This window comes from Gordonia alkanivorans NBRC 16433, assembly GCF_000225505.1.
Classification (GTDB): Bacteria; Actinomycetota; Actinomycetes; order Mycobacteriales; family Mycobacteriaceae; genus Gordonia; species Gordonia alkanivorans.
Genome location: NZ_BACI01000065.1, coordinates 1 through 9,940 on the forward strand (window position 1 = coordinate 1; position 9,940 = coordinate 9,940).

At 62.3% G+C, this 9,940-nt stretch carries 10 protein-coding genes and 1 pseudogene; 9 read left to right on the forward strand and 2 right to left on the reverse strand.

The window, feature by feature from the left end; genetic code table 11:
- Positions 1-401, reverse strand: a pseudogene (locus tag GOALK_RS23895) (IS481 family transposase); the annotation flags it as partial.
- Between the two features lie 582 nt (positions 402-983).
- Between GOALK_RS23895 and GOALK_RS12260 the strand changes: the two are divergent.
- The 5 genes from GOALK_RS12260 (at position 984) to GOALK_RS12280 (ending at position 5,765) form a co-directional block, all read left to right on the forward strand.
- A complete protein-coding gene (locus GOALK_RS12260; RefSeq protein ID WP_006359140.1) occupies positions 984-2,402 on the forward strand; it encodes a purine-cytosine permease family protein in 1,419 nt (472 codons plus the stop codon).
- Between the two features lie 28 nt (positions 2,403-2,430).
- Positions 2,431-2,883 carry a RidA family protein gene (locus GOALK_RS12265; protein ID WP_006359141.1) on the forward strand — a complete coding sequence of 151 codons (453 nt, stop codon included), beginning with the start codon at positions 2,431-2,433 and terminating at the stop codon, positions 2,881-2,883.
- Between the two features lie 28 nt (positions 2,884-2,911).
- A complete protein-coding gene (locus GOALK_RS12270) occupies positions 2,912-4,417 on the forward strand; it encodes a 4-hydroxyphenylacetate 3-hydroxylase N-terminal domain-containing protein (RefSeq protein ID WP_006359142.1) in 1,506 nt (501 codons plus the stop codon).
- A 104-nt stretch (positions 4,418-4,521) separates the two neighbouring features.
- Positions 4,522-4,986: a flavin reductase family protein gene (locus tag GOALK_RS12275; RefSeq protein ID WP_006359143.1), complete on the forward strand. Its 465-nt coding sequence runs from the start codon at positions 4,522-4,524 to the stop codon at positions 4,984-4,986.
- A complete protein-coding gene (locus tag GOALK_RS12280; protein ID WP_006359144.1) occupies positions 4,983-5,765 on the forward strand; it encodes a cyclase family protein in 783 nt (260 codons plus the stop codon). Before GOALK_RS12275 ends, GOALK_RS12280 begins: the two co-directional genes overlap by 4 nt.
- Positions 5,766-5,790: 25 nt before the next feature.
- Here GOALK_RS12280 and GOALK_RS12285 read toward each other — a convergent pair whose 3' ends face one another.
- A complete protein-coding gene (locus tag GOALK_RS12285; protein ID WP_006359145.1) occupies positions 5,791-6,642 on the reverse strand; it encodes a MerR family transcriptional regulator in 852 nt (283 codons plus the stop codon).
- 42 nt (positions 6,643-6,684) lie between these two features.
- On the opposite strand from GOALK_RS12285, the gene GOALK_RS23075 reads away from it, so the two are divergent.
- The 4 genes from GOALK_RS23075 to GOALK_RS12305 all read left to right on the forward strand — a co-directional run.
- Positions 6,685-7,302 carry a VOC family protein gene (locus GOALK_RS23075; RefSeq protein ID WP_006359146.1) on the forward strand — a complete coding sequence of 206 codons (618 nt, stop codon included), beginning with the start codon at positions 6,685-6,687 and terminating at the stop codon, positions 7,300-7,302.
- Positions 7,299-8,471: a M20 metallopeptidase family protein gene (locus tag GOALK_RS12295; protein ID WP_006359147.1), complete on the forward strand. Its 1,173-nt coding sequence runs from the start codon at positions 7,299-7,301 to the stop codon at positions 8,469-8,471. The genes GOALK_RS23075 and GOALK_RS12295 overlap by 4 nt, the downstream gene beginning before the upstream one ends.
- 185 nt (positions 8,472-8,656) lie before the next feature.
- The gene (locus tag GOALK_RS12300; protein ID WP_006359148.1) at positions 8,657-8,854 is read left to right on the forward strand and encodes a ferredoxin; all 198 of its coding nucleotides are present in this window, start codon (positions 8,657-8,659) and stop codon (positions 8,852-8,854) included.
- A 5-nt stretch (positions 8,855-8,859) separates the two neighbouring features.
- On the forward strand, positions 8,860-9,940 hold a 1,081-nt coding region (locus GOALK_RS12305), incomplete at its 3' end, for an NAD(P)/FAD-dependent oxidoreductase (RefSeq protein ID WP_050918704.1).

The window sequence follows — 9,940 nt, forward strand, 5'->3', positions numbered from 1 at the left end:
AGGGTCCGGTTGAAGCGTTCTGCTTTTCCGTTGGTCCACGGGCAGCCGGGTTTGATGAACCTGCGCCGCAGTCCCCAGGCCGTGCACACCCAACCCCAGTTGGTGCCGCGCCGGTGGACCGGGGCGTTGTCAGTCAGTAGCCGCCGTGCCCCGCACGTCGTGGCCGGTGAACACCTCATCGCACGGTGCAAGAATCCTGCACTCGTGAGGTCTTTCTCGTCGGGCAGTACTTCGCTGTAGGCCAGCTGAGTGCGATCGTCGATCGCGGTGTGCACGTAGTCATAGCCGATCTTGGTTGTCTTGTGCCGGTTGGCAACTGAGATCGCCGCGTGACGGCCGTGCAGGCGCCACCCGCCGCCGGTGGGGATGCGGCCGAGCCTTTTGACGTCGACGTGGACCATCGATCCGGGAGTGCGGTGTTCATAGCGGTGGGGTCGCGGCGCGAGGAGCGCACCACCTCACCGGTGATCGGGTCGATCGCGCTCAAGTGCGGCATTTGATGGCGTGCCGAGATCCGGCCCACTGTCGAGGCGTGCATCCCGAGCTCGGCAGCCAGCACGACCGCACCGCGCTTGCGGCGGCGGCGCAAGGCGAGCACGTTGCGCTCCAAGCGCTCAGTGGTGCGTCGGGGCATCTGGTGCCCGGTTCGGCACGGGTGCCGAACCGAGAAGATGCTCACGCACTGTCGGAGTCGAGCCATCGCCCGACACGCAGCGGCGGCGCTCTCGCACTGATTGCGCATTCTCGCACGTAACTACCGAACGAACACAAGAAAGCCATACGAATGTGCGCGCGGTCGTTTGTCTACTCCGAGGTCGAAAAACCACGATGAAGTGCACGTTGGTGTCAAGTTGCAGAAAGTTTCGTTCAGGTTAACGCAGGTCAAGTCTCTGTTTCCGACGCGCATAACCCTCCTGCACACCAGTATGGTTTCCGTACGCAAGGCAAAGGGGCCATGGAGTGACGCAGAGATAGGAATGTCGATGACAACCGAGAACCCATCCTTGGTGGAGGAACTCACCATCCAACCGGTGCCCGAGGAGCGCCGAAGAGGCAAGGTTCGCGATCTGTTCCCGATCTGGTTCGGGGTCAACGTGATGCCACTGACGCTGGTCACTGGTGTCCTGGGCGTCACGGTCTATGGACTCAGCGCGCTATGGTGCGTGGTCGCGATTCTGATCGGTAACCTGCTCGGCGCCGTGCTCATGGCTCTGCACTCGGTCCAGGGCTCTAAACTCGGTGTCCCGCAGATGATTCAGGCGCGTGCGCAGTTCGGTATGTACGGTGCGCTGCTCGTGTTGGGCGCGGTCATCTTCGTGTACTTCGGGTTCCTTGCCTCTATCCTGATCCTCGCGCGAGATACCATCGCGCTCCTATTCCCCTTCATCGACGGGGTGGGCGGTCTGATCTTCTGTGCCGCCATCACGCTGGTCGTTGTGGTGGTCGGGCACGATCTGATCCACCGCGCGAACAAGGTACTGTTGGTCCTGTTCGGCGCAGCGGTGGTGATTCTGGCCATCTCGCTCATCGCGAACGGCTCTGACCTGGGTATCGCGCAGACCGACCTTGGCTTCAACGGGATCGGCTTCATGGGCATGATCTCTACCGCTGCCATCTGGCAGATCGCCTATGCCCCTTACGTTTCGGATTACTCGCGGTACCTCCCTTCGACGACTCCGAGTCGGCCCGCGTTCTGGTTCACCTACCTCGGAACCGTTCTCGGTGCAGTGCCGGTGATGATCTTGGGTGCGCTGTTGGTGACCGTTGTGGGCGAAGGAACGGTCGAAAGTCTCGTCAGCATGCTGCCGGGTCCGTTCAAGGTCTTCGTCCTGATCATGTTGTTCCTGGGTGCGATCGACGCTGCCGTGATCAATCTGTACGGACCGTCCCTCACGGTGTTGACAATCTTCCAGACCTTCAAGCCGAACTGGATCCCCCAGGCACGGGCCAGGAATGCCGTCGCCGTCGTCGTGGCGATTCTCGCGACTGTGGTGGCCGGGTATGCCGCATCGAACTTCCTCGACTCCTACTACGGGTTCATTCACTTCCTGTCGATGCTCCTGATCCCCTGGAGCGTCATCAATCTCGTCGACTACTACGTCATCAAGAAGGGCGACTACGACCCCGAGGCGTTCGTCGACAGCACCAGTGGCTACGGCAAGTTCAACGTTCCGGCCGTCGTCGCGTACGTCGTCACATTCATCGTGGAGCTGCCGTTCAGTGTGACGTTCTACGTCGGGCCGATCGCAAAGGCGCTCGATGGTGTCGACCTGACCTGGGCCGTGGGTTCGGTGGTCAGCTTGGTGCTCTACCTGGGCTTGGTCCGGTGGTCTGGCGGTAGCCGACCGAACATCGAGAACAATTCGGGCTCGCTGCAGCCGAGTGCTGCCGGCCAGGCCTGAAACAGTCTGAAAAAGAGAGGAACTAGCAATGTCGGATCTGGGTCTTGAGGTCGCCGTCGGTGATGGCACCGACCGTCAGCGACTGATGAACAGCACGTGGACACACCACATCAAGACGCCGTTCTCGCAGGGATGGCGGGTGGGAAACCTTGTCTTTACTGGCGGGCAGCTCTCCTCTGACGAGCACGGGAACGTCGTCGGCGAGGGTGACATCGAGACCCAGACCCGAAATGTGTTCCAGTCGTTGACGAATGTGCTGGCCGAGGCCGGCGCTACCTGGGACGACGTGGTGAAGGTCAACACCTACTACTGCTTCGACGGCGCCGGTGACGAAGTGCAGGCCAACTGGGAGAAGATGACTCGCGTCCGAATGCAATTCCTCCCCGAAGAAGGCCCGGCCGGCACCGGTGTGCGCGTCGCGGGCCTCATGTACGACGGATTCCTCATCGAAGCAGAAGCCATCGCGGTCATCCGCGGCTGACGACAACAAGATTTACGAAAGGTTCACAATGACCATCTCGATTCCGGACTCGGCCGCATTCGACCCGCAGCGGCTGCGTATCGACAAGGTGACCAACCAGCTGGACAGCACGGGTGGACACCTGATGACCGGTGCCCAGTACAAGGCTTCCCTGCTGGACGGCCGACGGATCATCTCCTCGCAGGGTGAAGAGATCACCGATGTCACCACGCACCCCGACCTTCGCGCTGTCGAGACCTTGGCGAGCATCCAGGACGCACAGTTCGATCCGGAGCACCAGGACACGTTGACGTACATCGCCGAGGACGGTGGCCGGCGCGCGATCGGCTGGCAGGTCCCCACGACCCGGGAGCACCTCTTCGCCAAGCGTGAGGCAACACGATTCATCACTCAGCGAACGATGGGAATGTACGGTCGCCCCAACGACTATGGCCCGATGATGGCCCTGGGCTTCCTGTCCACCATCGACCGCATCGAGGCGGAGAACCCCGAGTTCGCCGAGAACATCCGGAACTTCGTCAAACTGTCGGGTGACTACAACCTGCTGAGCACGGATCTGATCGCCGACCCGCAGTCGGATCGCAACGTCCCGCGCAACGAGCGCCCGTCGCAGTTGCGGATCGTCGAAGACCGGTCGGACGGCATCGTGATCTCGGGTGCCAAGGTTGCGGGTAGCATCGGGTCCCTCGCGCACTTCTTCACCCTGTCGACGACGCTGGGCGAGGGTGTCGGTCCCGAAGCCGCCATCTGGGCCGCGATCCCAATGAACTCGCCGGGACTCTCACTGGTTCTGCGTGAGCCCACCGCACGCATGAACACCCCGCGCAACGACCACCCGCTCGATCACGCGGGCGAAGAACTCGACCAGACCATCATCTTCGACAACGTGTTCGTTCCGCGGGAGTACGTGTTCAGTAAGTACAACCTGGGTCTGCTGGACCTGTACTACGAGAGCTGCGTCTACTCGCTGTGGTCCATCATGACCCGCCTCGCATTCCGTGCCGAGATGTTCACCGGTGTGGCACAGGTCATCACGGAGATTCTCGGAACGAACAAGATCCCGGGCGTTCAGGCAGCAGTCGCCGACATCACGCTCTACGCACAGACTCTGAAGGCGTACTCGCTCGCGACAATCTCGGAATCGGTGGAATGGAACGGCCTTCATGTTCCGAATCCGGAACTCACGACAGCCGGCCGCCTCTACTCGATCGAGAACTACCCGAAGATCACGTACCAGATCCGTGATCTCTGCGGCCAGGCCCTCATCGCGCGGTGGCCCGAGAAGGTCTGGGATCACCCTGAATTCGGTCCGCGAATGGAAGCCTTCTTCCCCGGCACGGGTGTCACGGCTCGCGAGAAGAACACGTTCTTCAACTTCGTCTGGGATCTGGTTGCCGGTGCCCACGCAGGTCGTGTCGGGCTCTTCGAAAACGTGAATGCCACGCCGCCGGCATTCGTGCGCCACCTCGTCTACTCCAAGACCGATCGCAGCGACGCGGCGCGACGCGTTCGCGATTACGTCGGGATCTCCTGATGACCAGTGTTGAGACCGTGATGGAGTCGTTACCGCGCTTCCGGACCCGAGCATCTTCGAGTATCGCCCCCATCCCCGCGGCTGACTTCGCACAGTCGATGAGGATGCTGGCGAGTGGAGTGGTGATCGTGACCTCCGTGGTCGACGATCGTCCTTGGGGAGTGACGCTCAGTTCGTTGTCGTCGTTCTCAGCTGATCCTGCCCGGATCGCCTTCTCGATCAAGCAGTCCACGGCCACGGCACAGTCCATCGCGGAACTCGGTGAGTTCGGCGTGGCGGTCCTGTCCGCGGAGTCAGCAGATCTGGCTGCTCGGCAGGCGGCTCCCGGCCAACCTAAATTCCTTCCGGACGCATCGGTTTCCGGACTCGGCCCGCTGCTGGGTGTGCCGGCGATCGAAGGCGCGATCTACAACCTGGAGTGTAAGTCGGTGCTCGAGGTCGAGGTTCTCGATCACGTGCTGGTGGTGGCAGATGTGTTGTCGGCCACCACGCACACCAGGGACGAGTCGGGCCTCGTCTTCTTCAATCAAACGTTCGGAGAGTTCTCTCCGAAAGGGGAGAACTCATGACTGCAATCCCAATCGCTGATTCGGAACTCCAGGTGCCGACGCTCGGCGCACACCTCCTGGACGGACGCCGGACGATCGTCGACCTGACCCGCCCCATCTACGAGGGCATGCCTATGTGGTTCGGCCATCAGGAGACCAAGATCGTCGTCCACCAGACACATGAGGAGTTCAAGGAGAAATTCGGAACACACGACGGGTTCCATGCACGTGATCTGCTGATCAGCGAGCACGCCGGCACCCACACCGACGCGACGTTCGAGTACGACCCGGACGGCAAGACGCTCGACGCGATCCCGCTGACGTACTACTACGGGTCCGCAGTATGCATCGACCTGTCGCACGTGCAGTTCCAGTCACCCGATCCGGAGCAACAAGGCTATGCCAGCATCGACGACGTGAAGATCGCCGAAGCCAAGCTCGCCGAGGCCGGCGAGCAGATCCGCCCGGGCGACATCGTCCTTGCGTGGTTCGACTACGGCGACCGGTGGTTCCCGCAACCCAAGTACATCGACGAGAACCCCGGATTCGATTGGAGCGGTGCCGAATACCTCGCCGAGAAGGGTGTGGTGAACCTCGGCACCGACTGCAACGCCATCGACAACAGCCTGGACAACTCGTTCCCCGGTCACATGGTGTGTAAGAAGTACGGCATCGTCAATACCGAGCACCTGGCCAATCTCGGCCAGGTGGTCAACAAGCGGTTCGAGTTCTTCGGACTTCCGTTGAACATCCTCGGAGGCACCGGATCGCCGATCCGTGCTGTGGCAATTCTGGACTGAGACAACTGGACACGCCTCCGGCGTTTCAGAACGTCGGTGGCGTGTTCACCCATACGACCCGAGCGTCGGTGGTTCCCGGGTTGCGATACGAATGTGGCCGCGTGCTCTCGAAATTCATCGAGTCCCCAGCGTTGAGTACGTAGATCTCCGTGGCATCCAGGACGACTTCGAGTGAGCCCTCGACGACGGTGAGAAACTCCTCCCCGTCGTGGGTCATCGGGTGCCCACTGCCGCAGTCAGGCTTCACGGTCACCATCTGTGATTGAAGAGCGGTCGTGGAGAGATAGAGGTTCTCGATGACGACACCGGACGAATCGACGATCTTCTTGCGTCGGTTGCGCCTCACGACGATCTGTTCGTTCTCCGGCGCCACACCCAACAATTCGTTGGTGGTCACACCGATCGCATGGGCGATCTGGGTGAGCCGGCCGATGTTCGGGCTCGTGTTACCTCGCTCGAAGGCGCTCAGTGCAGACGGGCTCATGTCGATCCGTCCCGCCACGTCCCTCAAGCTCAACCCCGATCGCTGCCGTAGGAGTTTCGCTCGTGCCCCGACATCCGGTTGGCTGGTTCCGTCCTTCTCGACGGGTTCGTCCTCCGAATCCTCGGTACCGGTGCTGCCGAGCGAAGCACGGACGCCGGCGAACGTCACCTCTCCACTGTCGAGTAGGCGTCGAACCCGCTCCAAGTGCCTGAGATCCCGCATCGAGTAACGCCTTTGACCCGACTCGGTTCGGGTGGGAGTGATCAGTCCCTCGTCCTCCCACAGACGCAGCCGGGCTGCCGACACCCCGAGCATCTGGGCGATGTGCCCGATCTTCAGAATCGGAGCGGACGACGCGGAGTCGAGATCAGCGTCCGTCTTTCCGTTGGCCATCCGACAAACCACCCCTCACCATTGACCCGGAGTTTGCAGAACATGCTGCCTGCGTGCATCGACCATATCGTGATTTCCGTTCCAGAACTTGATGCAGGAGTGGAGAGTTTCCGCACGCTCTATGGACTCGAGACGATAGGTGGAGGACGACACGAAGGCGCGGGGACCGAAAACCGCATTATTCCGCTGGACGGAAGTTACCTGGAACTCGTCACCGTTGTCGACGCATCGTCCGCAGCAGCCAATCCTTTCGGCCGGCTCGTGGCCTACGGGCTCGAACACAGCATTCCGCTCACCGCGTGGGTGGTGCAGGTCACGGAGCGGTCGGCCGCACTCTCGCATCAGCACCTTCGCCGGGACGGCGTCGCAGTCGACCTATACGGGGTCGAGGAAGTGATCGGCTCGGGCGACCGGCCGTTCGGACTGGTGCGCCCTGCCGGACAGGCGTTCCCGGGTGCATCGCCCGCAGGCGGCTACCGACTCGTCGACATTCAAACAGTGGCGTCCGGTGCGGAGGACCCGGCCTCCGTGGGCGAAGCTGACGTCGCTCTCTCGCCTGTCGCCATCCGTGGTGGCCGTCTTTCAGCCGTCGTTCTCGAGAGTCCGGACGGCATGTCAGTGACTCTCGACCAACACCTACTGGAGGTGATCTCTCGATGACTTCGATCATCGCAACCCGACACGAACTGCACGAGCATCCAGAAGTCGGGCTCGATCTGCCGTGGACCCAGCGCTACCTCCGGGAACGTCTCGAAGCCGCCGGGATCGAGTGCCGACTGGGAAGCGGGCTGACCTCGGTCATCGCGATCGTGCGCGGCCCAGGCTCGGTCAACGGTGCAGCGCGGCCCGTCGTACTGGTGCGTTCCGACATGGACGCCTTGCCGGTGGAAGAGGAGACAGGTCTTCCCTGGGCGGCGACGAACGGCGCCATGCATGCCTGTGGGCACGACTGCCACATGGCCATCGTCCTGCACGCCGCCCTCGAAGTGCAGAAACGTCGCGAAGAACTGGCCGGCGACGTGATCTTCTTCTTCCAACCCGGTGAAGAAGGGCACGGCGGCGCCGAACTGGCTCTGAATGAAGGATTGCTCGACGTTCTCGGTACCCGTCCGGTCGCCGCGCTGGGATTCCACGTTCTTGCACACCACTTGAAGTGCGGTGAGGTCGTGTCGCGCGGCGGCGCAGTGCTGGCGGGGTCGACACTCATCGATGTCGACTTCCATGGCCGTGGAGGGCACGGTTCGGCTCCTCACTTGGCCCGCGACCCGCTGTCTGCGGCCGCGGCGTTCGTGACCAACTCCGCCGCAATGATGTCGATGCGGGTGGACCCGCGTGAACGCGCCGTGCTGACATACGGGACCGTGTCGGCGGGCGTCGCCCGCAACATCATTCCCGAGAGGGCGGAGCTACGCGGGGTGATCCGTGGGTTCTCGGAGTCGACCATCGATGAAGTCGAAGAGCTGGCCCGTACCGGTGCGGAAGGTGTGGCGACCAGTCACGGCGTGACGGTGAAGGTCAACGTCCGCAAGGACACCGTCCCCACGGTCACGTCGGGGGGTGAACTCGAGAAACTGCGGGCGATCGTCGGCGATGCTGTGGGCGAGCTCGACGAACCGCTGGCGATCGCCGAGGACTTCTCGTGGATCCTGCGACAGGTTCCGGGTGTGTTCCTGCTCGTCGGCGCGTCCACGGGCGACCCTGCGACGAGTCCCTCCAACCATTCGGCGAATGCCACGTACGACGACAGCGTCCTGGCCCCCACTGCCGATCTGGTCGTCCGTTGGGTGCGCGGCCGGCTCGACATTGAAGCGCACGACGCAGCTTCGTAAATCCTGTGTTTCGGCGTCGTAAAAGTCGGTCGCCGAGCAAGGAAAAGCGTGCTGCACAACGATAGAGTTTCTGTACGCGAGTTCAGGGTGGGTAGCCATCGGAGACGCTCTCCGAACTCCGGCGTCGTCATTGACACCGACATGCATCGATGGGAGCGCAGCCCTCCCAGAGGAAGGAGCGACAAGTGAAGATCCTAGTGGACTGGCAGAAGTGCACCGGAATCGGAATCTGTGAGGCACTGTCTCCCGACACATTCGAGGTCGGCGACGACGGCAAGCTGCAGTTGATCAACGGCGAGGTGATTCCCGAGGGACTCGAAGCCGAGATCGACTCCGCCATCGCGGGTTGTCCGACGGCGGCACTGAGCAAGCAGGCGTCCTGACCGCCGTGAACGACTTGGAACATCTCGTCATCGTCGGTGCGTCATTGGCCGGTGTTCGTGCCGCCGAAGCGGCGCGCTCCGAAGGGTTCGCGGGCGCAATCACCCTCGTCGGTGACGAGATTCATCTGCCGTACGATCGCCCATCGCTCTCCAAGGAATTCCTCGAACCGGAGGGTGACACGGAACCGATTTACCTGTCGTCGGACGAGTCGTTGCGTGACCTCGACATCACTCTCGCTCTTGGTGAGACGGCCATCCGCCTGGAGACGATCCGACAGGTCGTGGTGACCAACCACGGCGAGTACAACTACTCGTCGATGGTGATCGCGACGGGATCGTCACCGATCATGATTCCCGGTGCCGAGAACCTTGACGGCGTACACGTCGTGCGCACGCTCGAAGACTCCCGTGCCGTTCGGTCGGCACTGGATCGTGGCGGTGACGTCGTCGCCATCGGCGGCGGATTCATCGGCGCCGAAGTGGCGTCGGCAGCGCGCAAGCGCGGATTGACCGTCTCCATCGTGGAGGCAGCCGAGGTGCCGCTGGTCCGCGCCGTCGGCGCCGACATGGGTGCTTCGCTGTCCTCCCTCCATGCGAAGTTCGGCACCGAGTTGCTGTGCGGCACTGGCGTTGTGGGGTTCGAGGGTGCAGGCCATGTCGAAGCGGTCGTCCTCAGTGACGGACGTCGAATCCCTGCAGATCTGGTGGTCGTCGGTGTCGGATCACGGCCGGCGACCGGCTGGTTGGTCGACAGCGGCCTGGAGTTGGACAACGGTGTCGTCTGTGACGAGCACCTGAGAACCAGCGTTCCGAACGTGTATGCGGCCGGGGACGTGGCATTGTGGCACAACCCGCTGTTCGAGCGGCGGATGCGCATCGAGCATTTTATGGCGGCGGCAGAGCAAGGAGCTCGAGCTGCGCGAAATGCAGTGACGCCCGGGTTATCCCAGCCGTACGTCACGGTGCCGTACTTCTGGTCGGATTGGTACGGAAGCAGGATTCAGTTCGTCGGTGTCACCACCGAGGACTACGAGGTGGTGTCCGGAAGTCTCGGAGAAGAGCACTTCGTCGTGCTCTTCCGTTCAG

Bases quoted from the DNA above. Each gene is read 5' to 3' on its own strand.
- GOALK_RS12270 (WP_006359142.1), top strand. From the start codon at position 2,912: ATGACCATCTCGATTCCGGACTCGGCCGCATTCGACCCGCAGCGGCTG.
- GOALK_RS12295 (WP_006359147.1), top strand. From the start codon at position 7,299: ATGACTTCGATCATCGCAACCCGACACGAACTGCACGAGCATCCAGAA.
- GOALK_RS12280 (WP_006359144.1), top strand. From the start codon at position 4,983: ATGACTGCAATCCCAATCGCTGATTCGGAACTCCAGGTGCCGACGCTC.
- GOALK_RS12265 (WP_006359141.1), top strand. From the start codon at position 2,431: ATGTCGGATCTGGGTCTTGAGGTCGCCGTCGGTGATGGCACCGACCGT.
- GOALK_RS23075 (WP_006359146.1), top strand. From the start codon at position 6,685: ATGCTGCCTGCGTGCATCGACCATATCGTGATTTCCGTTCCAGAACTT.
- GOALK_RS12275 (WP_006359143.1), top strand. From the start codon at position 4,522: ATGCTGGCGAGTGGAGTGGTGATCGTGACCTCCGTGGTCGACGATCGT.
- GOALK_RS12285 (WP_006359145.1), bottom strand. From the start codon at position 6,642: ATGGCCAACGGAAAGACGGACGCTGATCTCGACTCCGCGTCGTCCGCT.
- GOALK_RS12260 (WP_006359140.1), top strand. From the start codon at position 984: ATGACAACCGAGAACCCATCCTTGGTGGAGGAACTCACCATCCAACCG.